General features: G+C 44.7%; 16 protein-coding genes and 1 other annotated feature. Of the genes, 7 read left to right on the forward strand and 9 right to left on the reverse strand.

Annotated features, from left to right (window positions below; all coding sequences use genetic code 11):
* Window positions 1-2 precede the first annotated feature (2 nt).
* Window positions 3-1,517 (reverse strand): carboxypeptidase M32, encoded by a 1,515-nt coding sequence (locus MHH25_RS18030; protein WP_340017710.1) that lies wholly within the window; start codon window positions 1,515-1,517, stop codon window positions 3-5.
* Between the two features lie 349 nt (window positions 1,518-1,866).
* On the opposite strand from MHH25_RS18030, the gene MHH25_RS18035 reads away from it, so the two are divergent.
* The 4 genes from MHH25_RS18035 to MHH25_RS18050 all read left to right on the forward strand — a co-directional run bounded on the left by MHH25_RS18035 (window position 1,867) and on the right by MHH25_RS18050 (window position 4,062).
* A complete protein-coding gene (locus MHH25_RS18035; protein WP_036613541.1) occupies window positions 1,867-2,442 on the forward strand; it encodes a carbonic anhydrase in 576 nt (191 codons plus the stop codon).
* Window positions 2,443-2,615: 173 nt separating this feature from the next.
* Window positions 2,616-3,182 carry a PadR family transcriptional regulator gene (locus MHH25_RS18040; RefSeq protein WP_036613540.1) on the forward strand — a complete coding sequence of 189 codons (567 nt, stop codon included), beginning with the start codon at window positions 2,616-2,618 and terminating at the stop codon, window positions 3,180-3,182.
* Window positions 3,183-3,280: 98 nt separating this feature from the next.
* The gene (locus MHH25_RS18045; RefSeq protein WP_036613538.1) at window positions 3,281-3,778 is read left to right on the forward strand and encodes a hypothetical protein; all 498 of its coding nucleotides are present in this window, start codon (window positions 3,281-3,283) and stop codon (window positions 3,776-3,778) included.
* Window positions 3,779-3,783: 5 nt separating this feature from the next.
* The gene (locus tag MHH25_RS18050; protein ID WP_017687903.1) at window positions 3,784-4,062 is read left to right on the forward strand and encodes a YxcD family protein; all 279 of its coding nucleotides are present in this window, start codon (window positions 3,784-3,786) and stop codon (window positions 4,060-4,062) included.
* 156 nt (window positions 4,063-4,218) lie between these two features.
* On the opposite strand, the gene tyrS is transcribed toward MHH25_RS18050, so the two are convergent.
* From tyrS to MHH25_RS18090, 8 genes are all read right to left on the reverse strand, one after another.
* Entirely contained in the window at window positions 4,219-5,481 is a 1,263-nt protein-coding gene (gene tyrS, locus MHH25_RS18055; RefSeq protein ID WP_340017711.1) for a tyrosine--tRNA ligase, read from the reverse strand.
* A 116-nt stretch (window positions 5,482-5,597) separates the two neighbouring features.
* Window positions 5,598-5,825, reverse strand: a binding site (T-box leader).
* Window positions 5,826-5,923: 98 nt separating this feature from the next.
* Window positions 5,924-6,373 (reverse strand): DUF4375 domain-containing protein, encoded by a 450-nt coding sequence (locus MHH25_RS18060; RefSeq protein WP_339186873.1) that lies wholly within the window; start codon window positions 6,371-6,373, stop codon window positions 5,924-5,926.
* A gap of 19 nt (window positions 6,374-6,392) precedes the next feature.
* The gene (locus MHH25_RS18065; protein ID WP_340017712.1) at window positions 6,393-6,836 is read right to left on the reverse strand and encodes an Imm63 family immunity protein; all 444 of its coding nucleotides are present in this window, start codon (window positions 6,834-6,836) and stop codon (window positions 6,393-6,395) included.
* A gap of 96 nt (window positions 6,837-6,932) precedes the next feature.
* The gene (locus MHH25_RS18070) at window positions 6,933-8,402 is read right to left on the reverse strand and encodes a YdiU family protein (protein ID WP_340017713.1); all 1,470 of its coding nucleotides are present in this window, start codon (window positions 8,400-8,402) and stop codon (window positions 6,933-6,935) included.
* A 315-nt stretch (window positions 8,403-8,717) separates the two neighbouring features.
* Window positions 8,718-10,034, reverse strand: coding sequence for a nucleobase:cation symporter-2 family protein (locus tag MHH25_RS18075; protein ID WP_340017714.1), 1,317 nt, complete (start codon window positions 10,032-10,034; stop codon window positions 8,718-8,720).
* Between the two features lie 324 nt (window positions 10,035-10,358).
* Complete coding sequence (locus MHH25_RS18080; protein ID WP_340017715.1) at window positions 10,359-11,138, reverse strand: NRDE family protein; 780 nt, start codon at window positions 11,136-11,138, stop codon at window positions 10,359-10,361.
* 46 nt (window positions 11,139-11,184) lie between these two features.
* The gene (locus tag MHH25_RS18085; protein ID WP_076328506.1) at window positions 11,185-11,484 is read right to left on the reverse strand and encodes a Dabb family protein; all 300 of its coding nucleotides are present in this window, start codon (window positions 11,482-11,484) and stop codon (window positions 11,185-11,187) included.
* 54 nt (window positions 11,485-11,538) lie between these two features.
* Window positions 11,539-12,120: a TetR/AcrR family transcriptional regulator gene (locus MHH25_RS18090; RefSeq protein WP_076328505.1), complete on the reverse strand. Its 582-nt coding sequence runs from the start codon at window positions 12,118-12,120 to the stop codon at window positions 11,539-11,541.
* Window positions 12,121-12,343: 223 nt separating this feature from the next.
* On the opposite strand from MHH25_RS18090, the gene MHH25_RS18095 reads away from it, so the two are divergent.
* The 3 genes from MHH25_RS18095 to MHH25_RS18105 all read left to right on the forward strand — a co-directional run bounded on the left by MHH25_RS18095 (window position 12,344) and on the right by MHH25_RS18105 (window position 15,471).
* Window positions 12,344-13,459: an NADH:flavin oxidoreductase gene (locus MHH25_RS18095; protein ID WP_340017716.1), complete on the forward strand. Its 1,116-nt coding sequence runs from the start codon at window positions 12,344-12,346 to the stop codon at window positions 13,457-13,459.
* A 225-nt stretch (window positions 13,460-13,684) separates the two neighbouring features.
* Complete coding sequence (locus MHH25_RS18100) at window positions 13,685-14,536, forward strand: AraC family transcriptional regulator (protein WP_340017717.1); 852 nt, start codon at window positions 13,685-13,687, stop codon at window positions 14,534-14,536.
* Entirely contained in the window at window positions 14,533-15,471 is a 939-nt protein-coding gene (locus MHH25_RS18105) for a DMT family transporter (protein ID WP_340017718.1), read from the forward strand. Before MHH25_RS18100 ends, MHH25_RS18105 begins: the two co-directional genes overlap by 4 nt.
* Window positions 15,472-15,505 lie beyond the last annotated feature (34 nt).

Genomic DNA, 15,505 nt, shown 5'->3' on the forward strand with positions numbered 1-15,505 from the left:
ATCTACAGCTTGTAAATCTCGGCATATTTGGCTTCCAGATAATCGGCCAGATAATCCGGGTTCAATTCTTCACCCGTTACGGCAACAATCAATTCGGAAGGTGTGCGACTTCTACCATACTGGTAGATCTTGTCTGTAAGCCATTCCTTAATTGGAATCAGATTTCCTTCGCCAATGAGGGTATCAAATTCCGGCATTTCCTTGCGCAATGTATGTAGAATTTGAGCTGCATACATATTACCCAGAGAATACGAAGCAAAGTAACCAAAGTCACCACCGGACCAGTGAACATCCTGAAGAACACCGTCTCCATCATTCGTTGGCATAATACCGAGGTATTCCTTGTATTTTGCATTCCAGGTCTCCGGCAGGTCCTTCACTTCCAGACCATCGTTGAATAACATTTTCTCGATCTCATATCGGATAATAATATGCAGGTTATAGGTCAGTTCATCCGCTTCAATCCGAATGAGTGAACTCTCTACCCGGTTGATTGCACGATAGAAATCTTCCAGTTCAACCTCGCTCAGTTGCGGGAAATGCTGCTGCAAATCTTTGTAATAGCGTGTCCAGAATGGCAGGCTGCGACCAATCATGTTTTCCCAAAGACGGGACTGGGACTCATGAATCCCCATGGACGTTCCTTCGGCAAGAAGGGTACCCGCCAGACTGTCATCAATATTTTGCTCGTACAGGGCATGTCCACCCTCATGCAGTGAACTGAAGACTGCGCTTGCTACATCATCTTGCAGATAATGTGTTGTGATCCGCACATCACCCGGGTTAAGACCCGTTGCAAAAGGATGAACACTCTCGTCCAATCGTCCAGCTTCAAAGTCATAGCCCATTTGTTCCAGGATGAACAGACTGAATTTTTCCTGTTGTTTGGTGTCAAACAACTGATTCAGGAACTCTGTATTTGGCTTGTTTTCTGAAGCATTAATCTTCTCTTGTAGAGGCACCAAACGTGCTTTGAGGCGGGCGAACACAGCGTCCACTTTCTCAACCGTCAGATCCGGTTCATACATATCAAGCAGCGTATCATAACGTGTATCCTTCACACCCCAATAATCAATAAACTCCTGTTTGAGCTTAACGATATCTGTGAGATAAGGTGAGAATCCAGCAAAATCACTGTTATGCTTGGCATCTTCCCATGCCGTTTCGGACTTGGCCGTGAGCACCGTATATGCTTGTACTTTCTCAGGTGGTACGGATTGACTGCGATCATATTCTTTCTTGCAATCTTCAACCAGACGACGATCTATATCTTCGAGCTGTTCCGATACTGCTGGAGTCGTTAATGCATCCAGGTAAGTCTTCATGTCAGCCGAGGTTTGCAGCTTGAATGCTTCGGTGGACAACATACCCAGCGTCTCCGAACGAGTCGGAACGCCTTTTTTCGGCGCACCTGTGCGCAGATCCCAGTGAAGCAAACCAATGGCTTCATGATAGCTCTTAATTTTACGAGCCAGATTACGGAAGGATTCCAAATGTTCCTGTGTTTGTTTATCCATTGTTATCGTTCACCTCTTCAAAAAAAATGTTATACCCTATTGATGATACTTTTTGCATTGCGTATAATCAACTTTTAACAGATGAAAATTGCATTGTTCTCCTAAAGATACGTGTTCAAAAAGTCTGGTTTTCATTACCGAGAAGATAGAAATGGCGTTCAACTTCGATGCTGATGATGCCCTCAGGCATGATTCGTAATCAAAAGTGGACTTTTTGAACAACCTCTAAAGGGTTGGAGTAATGCCATCTGCTGACCGTGAAATACTATTAAAGCAAAGGCGTGTAGGACAAGCTGCATCATATGCAAGTGGCCGTGCTCGTCGTATTGGATAACAGGAGGCAATGGACATGAACAACATTCAAGAGATTTTGACTTACAACAAATCATTTGTCGAGACTAAAGAATACGAAAAGTATACGGCTGGCAAGTTTCCAACCAAAAAGATGGTTATCATCACTTGTATGGATACACGTCTGGTGGAATTGCTGCCCAAGGCCATGAACCTGAAAAACGGTGATGTGAAAATCATTAAAAACGCAGGCGCAATTATCTCTCAGCCTTTCGGAAGCGTAATGCGTAGTGTACTTGTCGCCATCTATGAACTGGGTGCAGATGAAGTCCTGGTAGTGGGGCATACCGAATGTGGTATGGCTTCCCTTCACGCTGAGACCATGATTGGACATATGGTTGAGCGTGGCGTATCGGAAGAAGTCATGACTACTCTGGAGAACTCTGGCATCCGTTTGCAAAAATGGTTGCGCGGGTTTGACAGCGTCGAAGAAGGGGTAAAACATACTGTGGAAGTGATCAAGAAGCATCCTTTACTTCCTCCCAATGTACCCGTCCACGGCATGGTTATCGATTCTGCCACAGGTGAGCTTGATCTTGTCGCTGAGGGGTATGGACAACAGGCATCTCTCTAAATGGTTTGGAGTGCGGACCTTATGGTTCGCACTTTTTTTGTCTAAATTAAGGCAGTTGTTCTGTCAGGTTGTCAAACCATACAGTTTCAGTGTACACTTTTTATGAAAGCGGTCAAAGAAAGTAAAAACGATTGTTCTCTCTGACCTAGCCCTAATATTAAGGAGACATGTGCATGAACATACTTTCCTACGGATTACTCGGGCTGCTTACCCGCGAGGAGTCATCGGGCTATGATCTGATGCTGAAAATCCAGCCTCATTGGCAGGCGAAACACAGCCAGATCTATCCACTCCTGTCCAAGATGGAAAACGATGAGTTATTGGCCTCCCGCTGGGTACAACAGTCTGACAAACCGGACAAGAAAATGTACGCAGTTACGGAAAAAGGCATTGAAAAGCTCTTGGAATGGATGATTACTCCTGTTACCGCACCGGTTACACGCGATGAATTTAATTTGCGTATTTTGTGTGTTGGCATAGCGGAAGACGGAAGCATGAGACGCATTCTTAACGAGCGTAAAAGCTGGTTTATGGAACGCATACGTTATTTCGAGGATCTGAAGTCACGTATACCTCAGGATAATCTTCGTGTAGGCAACCGAGATTTTGGAAGCTACATCCTGGTACAAAAAGGGTTAATGCACGCACAAACAGGCCTGGAATGGTGTCATTGGGTTACCCAATTGCTTGATGGCCAAGCTGCAATTCAAGACCCAAGTCCTAGCGTTTCAGAAATTTAATAAAATTTGAAACGTTCCTGCAAGTTGACCGTATTACATGAGTAAGGCCCATTTTTGGGCGATTCAAACAAATTAATCGGGGGGTTACGATCTTTACAATGAAGAAAAAATTCGGAGTTAAACATCTAATGATGGTATTTATGGCCTTTACATTATTGTTCGCAACAGTGGGAGTAACGAATCCGGATTCTGCGGATGCAAGACGTGGTGGCGGATTCAAATCCGGTACGAAAAGTTATAGCAATACACCTAAGAAATCCGACAGCAATGTAAGCAAATCGAATACGAATAACAATTCCAGCAATGGAGCAGCTACAACGAACCGTGGCGGATTCTTCGGCGGTGGCGGCGGATTCATGAAAGGCATGATGCTTGGTGGTCTTGCTGGTATGATGTTTGGCGGATTGTTCGGTGGCATGGGCGCTCTGGGTAACATCCTTGGATTGCTCGTGAACGTTGCAGCAATTATGTTGATTGTTATGCTGGCTATGGCACTCTTCAGAGCCATCTCCAATCGTCGCAAACCTGCAGCGGATGGTCGTTATGACCGTCGCAATGATCGTGATGATGACCGTAACAGAAACGGACGGTACTAGTCTCTATGGTTCTGAGCATGGATGAAATTGTGAATGCAATCTGTATTCATATGGCAGAACGTAAGGGTGTACGTCCAACCGATGTGAATGTAGAACTGAGTTGGGAAGAAGATACAGGTTATTCCGCTGAAGTTTGGATTCAAGGCCGTAGTCAATATCTGGTGGAGTCCAATATGATTGAAGCGATTCTTCGTTACCTGCACAGTGAATACAACATCCGGGCGTACCGTGAGAATGTACGACTTGATCTGGATGAAGAAATCACAGCGATCGTTAATCAATAAGATAGGTCACTCACTGGCCTGATATACGAAAGACCGCCTCCCCTCTGTCGCCTGACAGAGATGGAAGGCGGTCTTTTTGTTTCTGTATTTGTAGCTTTATTTGTGTGTCTATTGTAGTCTCTATACGTTTCTGTGTTACGTTCTAATACTCAGACACTACGCTTGGAGTTTAACCAGGCTGTAGTTCTTCTTACCTTTACGGATAATGATGAATTTACCGCCAATGGCATGCTCTGCCGACACTGTGAATTCAAGCTCCGTGATTTTCTCACCGTTCATGGAGATAGCGCCTTTAGTGACATCCTCACGGGCCTGGCGTTTGGATGGCTCCAACCCCAGATCTACGAGCCAGTCGACGATATTTTTCGCTTCGCCGTCCGTTTCGAATGTTGGCATTTCCTTGAAACCCTGCTCGATTTCATCTGCTGTCAGGGAACGGATATCACCACTGAACAGCGCCGCTGTAATACGTTTAGCCTGTTCTAGCATTTCTTCGCCGTGAACGAATTTTGTCATTTCTTCCGCGAGTGCTTTCTGTGCTTCACGTCTGTGCGGCTCTGTCTCTACCTTTTCAGACAAAGCTTCAATTTCTTCTTTGCTCAGGAAGGTAAAGTATTTCAAGTATTTGATCACATCACGGTCATCTGTATTCGCCCAGAACTGGTAGAACTCAAATGGTGTTGTTTTGTTCGGGTCAAGCCAGATTGCGCCGCCAGCTGTTTTACCGAATTTCGTACCGTCGGATTTGAGCATGAGCGGAATGGTCAGACCATACGCCTTCGCTTCAGATCCTTCTTTTTTACGAATCAGATCAAGACCACTCGTGATATTCCCCCATTGATCCGAACCGCCGATTTGAAGCTGTACATCTTCGTTTTGGAACAGGTGCAGGTAGTCGAGTGATTGAAGGATCTGGTATGAAAACTCGGTAAACGAGATTCCGCCTTCCAGTCTGCTCGCAACTACATCCTTAGCCAGCATTGTGTTGAGGTTAAAGTTTTTGCCGTAGTCACGCAAGAATTCAATCACATTGATTTTGTGTGTCCAATCGTAGTTGTTCACCATGCGAACCTGATTATCACCGTCTGTTACAAACAACTTCTTCATCTGCGCTGTCAGTGCATCCACATTCTCCTGCACTTGCTCCATCGTTTGCAAAGAACGTTCTGCCTGCCGGCCACTTGGATCACCAATCGTACCTGTAGCTCCACCTATCAGAATGACTGGACGATGTCCTGCCAGTTGAAAACGTTTCAGCATCATGAATGGAATTAGATGTCCGATATGCATGCTGTCCCCCGTAGGGTCAACGCCGCAGTACAACGAGATCGATTTGGTTTCAGTCAACTCACGCAGTCCCTCTGCATCTGTCTGCTGGTTAATGGCGTCACGCCACTGTAGTTCATCAATAATATTCATGTGTATAACCCCTTTTCTATCCTCAAGATTCAGTCATGATCTACGTTAAATTACGAAATTACACGCTGGAACGGCTTTTTTGGACACAAAAAAATCGCCTCCTTGTCTTCATTAGACACAGGGACGATTATTATAACCGTGGTACCACCCAAATTGCATGGACAACACATGACCTTAACACGTTATCCATACCACTTTTGGCAATATATCGTTTGCCCATCCGCTTGACATTACCCAAGTACTCCAGAGTGTAATTCGCAGCCCTTGTATGTATCAGGTTCCATCAACCCCTGACTTTCTGTAACAGGGACAAAGCCGCTACTGCGCTCTATCAACGTGATTCATGTATTCAATTTATAGCAAGTATAGCCGAACGTTTCAGTCATTGCAAGACCAAGTATTAATCTTCGAACAGAACAACGGTTGCATAGTTGAAACCAGATTATATGATCATCATGTTCAATTTTCCGTGATAATAACCATAGGCTTTCTCCGCGATCTGATCCTCATTGTTCCAAAACTGCTGATCCAGCGCATCTAAATGCTGCTCTTGTTCCTTTGTCAGGAATTTAGGAATATCCCACAGTTCGGTAAGCCTTTCATCCTCTTTCAGATGCTCAATACAGCCGTATGCTGACGTTATAATCTCCACGACTTGAGTCGCACCAATGATATGTAATGCCCGCAACGCGTAACGGTATACCTCTTCCCCCCAGTTGCAGAAAAACTGTATAAAACCGCCATTAAAGACATCCGCCTCTAATAGCCATAAAGCAGCAATGTCCTGCTCGTTCGAAGTCAACGATGCCCAGCCCTGTTCAGATTCATTCTTTTTTTCGACAAATAACACAGCATAGTCATACCATACATCATTAATATCATGCTCGCTCATGTAACACACCTCACTTTTTTTATGTCATGCCCTCTAACTCCTGACGTTTACTCGTCTGATACCAATGTAAATACGGATCACCGATCTGCTGGAAAGCTTCCTGAACACCCCTGTTCAGTTCCTTCATCACTTCATTTGTGTAGTTCAAATGCGTTTCTTTATTATCCACGCCATGTCTTTCCAACAACCCTACATGCGTCGCGGTGAAAATAATATCTTCCAGCAACCAATAGATGACTTCATCAGGCTGTTTCACCCGTTTCTCCAATGAGACGAGGCCACGTTCGTATATTCGAACAGTATAAGTATCTTTTCTACTCTCTACATAGGGCACCCCATCCCATTTAAAGGTCTCAAACAAGCGGTTAACATAGTTCTGCATCTGTTCCCTAGGAAAAGATGTACGCTCTAAAAGCTGTAAAAGGATTTCTGCCAATTGTTGTTTGCTTAACATGTTGGACATGAACGCACCTGCCTCTATAAAGTAACTTCGATGACAGAATGAAAAAATGAAAAAGCTGCCCAAGGCAGCCTCTTCATATTCGTTCCTACTGTTCAATCAGGTTCCACAAAAAGTCTGATACGAAGTATTGCACTGTGCTGGCAGTTCGGCATATTCAGCCTGCTCAGGTGAGTGCGCGAACGGGTCTGAAAGAACTGCCAAAAGCTTCAGCATCACGCTAAGATCTCCGTGGTTCTCCGCTTGCTCAAGGGCTTCCTCGACCCGATGATTTCGGGGAATGACGGCTGGATTGCTTGTTCTCATCAACTGTCGAGAGACTTCCTTCTCCTCTTGCTGTCTGTCCAATCTTGCTTGCCACCGCTCATGCCATTCAGCAAATTCTGTCGTGCCAAACAAAGCTGTCCCTTCCAACTTATCAAAGGTCAAAGCCAGGAACGTATTCGTGTAATCTGCACTATGCTTCTCCATAAGTTCAAGAAGCTCCTTGATCAGCGCTTCATCTTCGGCCTCTTCATCCAACAAGCCCAGTTTGGCACGCATTCCCTTGAGCCAATGATGATGGTACAATTCAGAAAATTGTGCAATAGCATCCTGAGCGAGCTGCACGGCCTGTTCTTCATCTTCATGCAACAACGGCAGAAGCGTCTCGGCAAAGCGAGCCAAATTCCACCCGGCAATATACGGTTGATTGCCATAAGCATAGCGACCTTGCCTGTCAATGGAGCTGAACACGGTTGAAGGATTGTAAGCATCCATAAAGGCGCACGGACCATAATCGATGGTCTCACCACTGATTGCCATGTTATCTGTGTTCATCACGCCATGAATGAAACCAACACGCTGCCACTGGGCAATGAGAGCCGCCTGCCGCTTAATCACTTCCTGAAGGAGCAGAAGATAGCGATTCTCAGCTTGAGCAACCTCAGGAAAATGTCGATGCAACGTATAATCAGCCAATGCCCGAAGATCTTCAATAGACCCCCATCTTGCTGCGTACTGAAAGGTTGCTACCCGGATATGACTGGAAGCCACACGCGTTAAAATGGCACCTGGCCGCTCTGTTTCGCGGATAATGTTTTCTCCTGTAGACACCACAGCCAGACTGCGTGTCGTTGGGATACCCAGTGCATACATCGCTTCACTAATAATATACTCTCGCAACATGGGCCCTACAGCAGCACGTCCATCTCCTCCACGAGAGTACGGTGTTCTCCCTGAACCTTTCAGCTGGATATCCACTCGCTCGCCCTGTGGCGTAATCTGTTCACCCAGCAGCAAAGCACGTCCATCACCAAGCATGTTAAAATTGCCAAATTGATGTCCTGCATAGGCCTGAGCCAAAGGCTCGGCTCCTTCCGGAATCATATTACCTGCAAAAATTTGCGCTCCTTCATCACTGTCAAGAGACTCCACATCCAGACCCAAGGTGGATGCAAGCAGTCTATTAAAAATGATCAGCTTTGGTGATTCAACAGGCACTGCGCCCTGACTTGTAAAAAAGGGTTGCGGTAACTTCGCATAACTATTCTCCAAGTTCCACCCTTTGTTCAACGTTTCTTGTTGCATGGTGATCACAACTCCTTTTCTGCACCAGGGATATCCCTTGGTTATATTGTAGCCTTGTGAACCAATGCTCATTTATGTAGTCGCATGGAAATTCAATTCAAGAGGTTGTTGACTTAAACGAACATATTAAATGTTCTTGATGAAACTTTAGCATATTTGCATGTCTTTTGCATTCCTCATGAATCGTAAGCACAAAAAAATCCAAGAGGTTTCTTTGACAAGTGGGGTCATTCCCTTTCACTCCACTTCCCAGAAAACCATCTTGGATCTATTCCGCTTACTTACTACTAGATGACACGTCTGTTATTACAAGGATTATGTGTGTGCTTCTTGAGCCTGTACAGGCTGTACTGGCAAGCTCTCTTTTTTCAGAGCAAGGTTAAAGAAGACATTAAGCAGGATCGCTGACAGGCTTCCCGTAATGATACCATCGCTAACAATAATCCGAATACTTTGAGGAAGCTGGGCAAACAGATCGGGTACAGCAGTAACACCGAGCCCAAGTGAAACGGAGCAAGCCACGATCAATAGATTGGATTGTTTGCCAAAGTCGACGTTTTGCAGCATTTTGATCCCGGATGAGACAACCATTCCAAACAGGACAACAGTCGCTCCACCGAGGACAGCACTTGGAATAATGGTTGCAAAAGCAGCTACCTTCGGAATGAGTCCCAGAAAGACCAGAATACCTCCAGCTGCAACAACAACATTGGTCGTTTTTACTTTGGAGAGCTGAACCAAACCGACATTCTGTGCAAATGTATTGTATGGAAAAGCATTAAAGATGCCGCCCAGAACAAACGCAAGACCTTCCGCGCGATATCCCCGTGCCAGATCTTTTTCGTTGATCGGTTGATCACAGATTTTGCTCAAAGCCATAAATACACCTGTTGATTCGATGATAACCACCGTACCTACAATAATCATTGTAATAATGGGGCCGATTTCAAAGGTAGGCCATCCAAAGTAAAAGGGTTGAGGTAAATGGAACCAGGAGGCTTCCTGTACAGAGGCAAAATTCACTTTTCCCATGATGGCTGCGATGAGGGTTCCCACGATAATACCAAGGAGAACAGCCAGGGATTTTACAAAACCGCGAGCATATCGATTCAGGATTAGAATGAACAGTAATACACCAAAGGAAAGCGCCAAATTGTCCAAACTTCCGAAATTCTCGCTGTTAGCTCCACCCGCCATGTTTTTAATGCCGGTTGGGATTAGCGCAAGACCGATAATGGTTACCACTGTACCGATCACAACTGGCGGAAACAATTTGACGATTTTGCTGAAAAATACGGCAAAGATGACGATAAATAACCCGGCTGCGATGATCGACCCATATATGGCAGGAATTCCGTATTGCGATCCAATCGCAATCATGGGTGTCACCGCTACAAAAGAGCTTCCGAGCACCGCTGGCAAACCTATACCCAAGTACTTCCCTTTCCGAGCCTGAAGCCATGTTGCAATCCCACACGTTAACAGGTCAATGGATACCAGATATGCCAACTGCTCTGCAGTCAGATTTAGTGCTCTGCCCAGAAGCAAAGGCACCAGAATTGCTCCCGCATACATCGCGAGTACGTGCTGAATCCCCAGTGAAAAAACTCTCATCTTTTTGGTTTCTTTCATCCCACGTTGCCCCCCTGAGTTTTAGAATCAACCGAACCGCTGCAAAATCATGTTATGTTGATTCACATTATATAAACTATTCAGGGAAGTTCCATGATTCATAACATAGAATTGTGATAAGAGATAAAGAGCCCAACTAAAATTGGGCGTGTTATACAAAAGGTCCTTTCAAACCGTTTATTTTGCGTTATATTAGTTGACATAGAAAAACAAAAATACTCTTTACACTCAGAAGCAATGAAACATGAACTTTGGATTTAACTTCAGTGATTCATGTAAATTCATGTTAATGCATAATGTTAGAACATCATTTCTTTCATATTCTCAGCTTGTCGAGTTAAGAGGCTTGATGTTAAAACGTTGCTCCATTACCTCTCCGTTCTGGTGAACCCTCTCCGTAAAAAACACTTCTTCTCTGTTCATCAGAACAACGGATGAAGCTCTGGTTCCATAGTCGAATTTCTCACTTCTAACGAAGATCGGAGAAAGCAAACGTTCCCATTCCAATGGAACACCTGTATGGGGTAAAAGCTCATCCACTGAAGGGTCTGCCATTTGCAACAAACCTAATATTTCTTCTGTCAGGGTAGCTTCGTCCTCCCCTTGGATGATTTTCTCCAGCCCTTCTTTCCCACGTTTCACCTTAGGCCAATCTGTATTAATCAAGTGATTACTAATCCCGTATATTCCCGGTTTCAACTTCAGCACAACATTACCCACATTAGAATAATAATAGAGGTCGTCAGGATCACCCACTAACAAATTGTAGCCAGGATAATCATTTCGGCTTTGCTCCGCATGTTGCATATACTGCTCAGGTGTGTACGTTCCCTTTAAAAAATCAGCAACCAGATCTCCTCTTGAGCCCTTGGCATGTACATCTTCATTCGGATCACGATAATTCGTGATAGCAGCCAGACGCCCCTCTGTGGTTACGCCCATCCAGGTTCCCATTTTCGACAAATCCCGGCCAGCCAATATATGAGGATGATCTTCCCAATAGTGTGCTTGAGCCGTAGGTCTATGATAGAATTCATCCCTATTGGATCCCAATATAAGCGGATACTTTGGATGCATGTTGTAAGCAAATAAAATTAAACACATGGGAATCTTCAACTCCTATATTCGTTAAACCTCTGATTTCGCGCCTTTAAATAGCATAATCAACTACAATTACATCTTCCACCCAACCATCGAGGGAAGCTACAAATGCCTGATGAGCAGGATGTGGACCATAGGCGCGCAATGCCTCCTGATCTTCAAACGTCACTCTCAATCCAATCGTGTAACCTTGAATACGATCCGTTTCTTCCGTTGCATTGATCCCTGCGGTCAGCCCGACAATCCCCGGTATTTGTTCCTGTAACGCGAGCAATTGATTCACCCATTCCTGCTGTTTGGCTAGTGTGGTATTATCGTTAAATTTAAAAACAACCAAATGTTCAAACATCTTGTTATTCCTCCCATATCCATCCGAATATTAATGCAATTTCGTTAAAGAAAGTTAATTCAACAATTCCAATCCACCCATCATATAAGGGACCACTCTGTTGGCTAATTCAGCCGGAGATTCCTGCCCGCCTTCAATATTCCATCGATACGTCATTCCATAGATCGACCAACTTAGCGTGGTTGCCGTAATTTTCAGCGTTTTGGGATCTACATCACCCGCTACTTTGCTCAATAATTCAAGAAGGAATTGCTCCAGTTGAGTCTTGATATTCTCTTCAATAATTGGTGCAACTGTCTCATATTTTTTGATGCAACCATTACTTGAGACGTGATAATCACATAATGAAAATATAAGCTGCTGTATGGTTTCGGCTGATAACCGGGCATCCGGGTCCACTCTTTTCGTCACATATTCCATAAAAGCATCCGCTAAAAAGGCTTCAAGCAGTGCATATTTATCCTGAAAATGGGCGTAGAATGTAGCCCTGTTAATTGTGGCTTGTTCCGTAATGTTTTGAATCGTAATGCTGTTGAAATTTTTAATATTCAATTGGTTTAAAAACGCATCAAGAATTAATTGACGCGTGCGGATTACACGCGGATCATTCGAGTTTGGAGACAATACACCAGACATGTCCCAATCCTCCTTTGTACACAAAATATTTGGTTAGACTCCTTCATTATAGATAAGTGTTAATTGTTCAACAAGTGAAAGCAAGTGCAAAGACACCATACAATAATCTGTGTCTTTCGCTTAAGCAACAAAATGCTTCGATTGTTGGTTGAGCATGCCTATACACCTTGTTAAGATTGCACTTGTACCCGCTTGAAGGTGCATAATAATGGAGGTGCTTAGTTTGAGTAATCAACAACATAACGTTATTTCTACGGAGCTTCTGTTCCAACCATACACTGTTCAAAAGTTAACCCTATCCTCGCGCATCGTCATGTCCCCCATGGCTCGTGCCTTCTCCCCGGATGGTGTGCCAGGTCCCGATGTAGCTGCATATTATCGCCGTCGTGCCGAGCATGGTGTTGGACTCATTATTACAGAGGGTGCAACGATTGAGCATCCGTCCGCATCAAGTGAGCCTAGGCTCCCTCATATGTATGGAGAAGCAGCTCTTCACGGCTGGGCTGAAGTAGTCAAACAAGTCCATGAAGCTGGCGGCAAGATTTTCCCGCAAATTCTGCACTTGGGTATTACCCGCCCTTCTGGATCTCAACCTCACCCAGAAGCTGAATCTCTTAGTCCATCGGGAGTTGATATGGAAGGTACTCAAGTAGGTGCGCCCATGACGGAGGCAGAGATCGCAACTGTGATTCAAGCTTATGCAGATGCAGCAGCCAATGCACAAAGCATTGGTTTTGACGGAATTGAGCTTCACGGTGCACACGGTTTTCTGATCGATCAATTTTTCTGGAAAACAACGAATAGGAGAACAGACCGCTATGGCGGTGACCTACAGAAACGAACTCAATTCGCGGTTGAAGTTGTAATGGCAGTTCGTGCTGCGGTAGGTCCTGATTTCCCTATCGCGATGCGGATTTCCCAATGGAAGATGAATGATTATCAAGCCAGACTGTTCGACACCCAAGAACAACTGGAACAATTCCTTCATTTGCTGGTTGACGCAGGTGTAGATATCTTCCACTGCTCGACACGACGCTTCTGGGAGCCCGAGTTTGAAGGATCTGAGCTTGGATTTGCAGGTTGGGTGCGAAAGCTAAGTGGTCAAACCACCATTACCGTCGGTTCTGTGGGTATGCCAGATGAGCCTGAAGCAGGAGCAGATAAAACAACACATCCAGGTATGAGCGAGCTTATGAAGCGTTTCGATCAACAGGAATTTGATCTGGTGGCTGTGGGACGTGCACTCCTTGGCGATCCGGCATGGGCTGCCAAAATACGTGAAGGACGCGTATCCGAGATTCAAGCTTTTACACCTGAAGTACTCGCTACGTTACACTAAGAACAATACCTTATTGTTCCAGAGATTTTTTCTCCCCTATATATAGGTTTGAACTCATGAATCAACTATACTTAGCAAAGGGCTCGCTTTCCCTCCGGGATTGCGGGTATTTTGTTTTTAGAGATATCTGTCCGATCAAACACTTCGAGCAATAGCAATATTGTTCAAGAAAATTCCTTCTTTGCAACCTATAATGATCTTAACTTACCAGAAAGAAGGTGCATCATGACACGGGAAATCCGGACTGTAGTATTTGATACCGACTTACAGCTAGAAGCTTATCAATTTGAAGGCATTATGCAGAAGTTTCCCAATCATTTTCATGACTATTACGTCATTGGATTCATTGAACAAGGCAAGCGACACCTCGTCTGCAACAACGAAGAATACATGCTGAATAGCGGAGATATGATTGTCTTTAATCCACATGATCCTCATGCCTGCGAACAGGTCGATGGAAGAACCCTCGATTATCGCTGTATCAATGTCCAGCCTGAGGTTATGCGAGAGTATGCGAGTGAGATTACTGGACAAGCTTACTTGCCACGGTTTACATCCCCCGTTCTCTACCAAAGTGAACTTGTGGGTTCCCTGCACGAGCTGCATCAGATGATTCTGGAAGAGCAATCCGATTTTTGCAAAGAAGAATTGTTACTCTTACTACTGGATCAATTGCTGCGAGATTATTCGGATGCTGAACCACCTGTTTCCACACAGGATGTGACCTTGGAGATCAGACGCATATGTGATTACATAGAAGCTCATTACATGGAGAGCATCTCGCTGAACGAGTTAGCCGATTTGACGGAGATGAGCAAGTACCACCTGCTGCGTTTATTCACCCGCCAGAAAGGAATATCACCTTACCGTTATCTGGAGACGATTCGCATTAATCAAGCCAAACGTCTGCTGGAACAAGGTCTGCTTCCGATTGAAGTAGCCGCACAGACAGGATTCAGTGACCAGAGCCATTTCACGAATTTTTTCAAAAAACTGATCGGCCTGACACCTAAGCAATATAGACGTATCTTCAATCATGATTCGGAGTTGAAACGAACCTCCACTAACATCGTATGACAAGTCATCTTGATCATCAAAACACTAGAGCCTCTACCGGACATTTACTCGCTTTGTTTACTATACTGATCTGGGGAACTACCTTTGTCTCGACCAAAGTTCTGCTGATTGACTTTACTCCAGTGGAGATTCTATTTTTCCGTTTCCTGATCGGGTATTTGGTACTGTTATTGATCTATCCACGTTCACTGCGGATCGCCTCATTCAGAGAAGAATGGTTATTTATTGGAGCAGGACTATGTGGGGTGACGTTATATTTTCTTATTGAAAATATTGCTCTGGTGTACACAACAGCTTCCAACGTGGGTGTTATTGTCTCCATTGCCCCGTTCTTCACTGCCGTGCTCGCACACTTCTTCTTAGATGGCGAGAAGTTAACTCGCCGCTTTATCATCGGATTCGGGATTGCCTTGAGCGGCATCCTACTCATCGCACTAAATGGTAGTTTCATTCTGCAACTGAATCCGATAGGTGATCTGCTTGCTTTCATAGCACCTGCGGTATGGGCAATTTATTCTGTGTTAATGCGGAAAATTGGCCAGCTTCGTTATCACACCATTGGCGCGACTCGCAAGGTATTCTTCTATGGCCTGATCTTCATGCTGCCAGCTCTATTCGTGTTTGAATTCCACTTGGAACTCGGACGCTTCACAAACATGACCAATCTCTCCAATATTCTCTACCTCGGTCTGGGTGCCTCCGCGTTGTGTTTCGTGACCTGGAACCGGGCCGTGAATCTTCTCGGAGCTATCCAAACGAGCGTATATATCTATCTGGTGCCTGTCATTACTGTTGTGTCATCTGCACTGATTCTTCAAGAGCAGATAACCTGGGTGATTGTACTCGGTGCGTTCTTAACCCTATTTGGCTCTTACATTTCAGAACAAAAAGGACACAAGCTTAACAACAAAAACACTAATCCACATAGGGGTTAGTGTTTGCTTCATTTTTTACTGATATAACTGGACA

The sequence above is a fragment of the Paenibacillus sp. FSL H3-0457 genome, from assembly GCF_037981725.1.
Classification (GTDB): domain Bacteria; phylum Bacillota; class Bacilli; order Paenibacillales; family Paenibacillaceae; genus Paenibacillus; species Paenibacillus amylolyticus.